Consider the following 1,048-nt stretch of genomic DNA (forward strand, 5'->3'; position numbering starts at 1 on the left):
GATAAGATGAACGTTCAACGACTATCTCGTATAACTGACGAGAGTACATCACAAGCCTATGGTGGTGGAAAAATCCTCTATCTTTAAGTAGATAAACATATAGTCTGCGCTCATGTGAAAACATGAGAAGTTCATAAGAGAACTGGCTAAGGACTTGCGCCCTTAGTTGAACAAGATAAATTTAATTAAATCTATCAAATCTCGTTGAATCTATCGAACGTATGTGCTATGGTAAATCCAATGAGGTGAGAATAATAATGAAATTTTTACGAGTTAGTCAAGTATCGGAATTAACAGGTTTGCATCCTAGTAGTCTTAGGAGAATGCACAAAAGCGGTGAATTAGTACCTGAAAAGGTGACTGCTGGTGGAACACGCTACTATTCAGAAGAACAAATCTTTCATTATCTAAAAGGGGAGCGCCCAAATAATCGCACAGTAATTGGCTATTGTAGAATCAGTTCTTCGAGTCAAAAAAACGACCTAGAAAGACAAGTCGATAGAATGAAGCAATTATCTTATCGCGCGAGGTTATCAATTTGAAATTATCGAAGATATTGGTTCTGGAATCAACTATAAGAAAAAAGGCTTTAACAAGTTAATTGAACGCATTGAGAACAATGAGGTTGAAAAAATTGTTGTCATGCACAAAGATAGACTTGTGAGGTTCGGTTATGAGTTGGTTGAAAAGATCTATCAACTACATGGAACAGCGATTGAAGTAATTGACAATACTGCTAAAACAGAAGAACAGGAGGTCGTAGAAGACCTTGTTCAAATCATTACAGTATTTAGTTGTAAACTTCAAGGCAAGCGCTCTAAAAAGACCAAACAGATAATCAAGGAGTTGACTTCTGATGATATTGGCGAAGAAGGTCAGATTGATTCCAACGCCTGAACAAGAAAAAGTGCTTAGAAACCATGCTGGAGCTTCAAGATTCGCTTATAACTATTGTAAAAGAATGAGTGATAGATACTATAAGCTATTTGGAAAATCTGTTTCACAGTTAGCTTTACAGAAACGATTTACAAAGATCAAGAAGCGAAAG

At 36.3% G+C, this 1,048-nt stretch carries 1 protein-coding gene and 1 pseudogene; both read left to right on the forward strand.

What is annotated here, in order from left to right; genetic code table 11:
• The first annotated feature begins 257 nt into the window (after positions 1 to 257).
• Positions 258 to 897: pseudogene (locus CQ058_RS31365) on the forward strand (IS607 family transposase).
• A partial coding sequence (locus CQ058_RS31370) for a helix-turn-helix domain-containing protein (protein ID WP_105590279.1) occupies positions 857 to 1,048 on the forward strand: 192 nt, incomplete at its 3' end. The pseudogene CQ058_RS31365 and the gene CQ058_RS31370, both read left to right, overlap by 41 nt.

This window comes from Bacillus sp. MYb56, from assembly GCF_002976445.1.
Lineage (GTDB): Bacteria > Bacillota > Bacilli > Bacillales > Bacillaceae_G > Bacillus_A > Bacillus_A mycoides.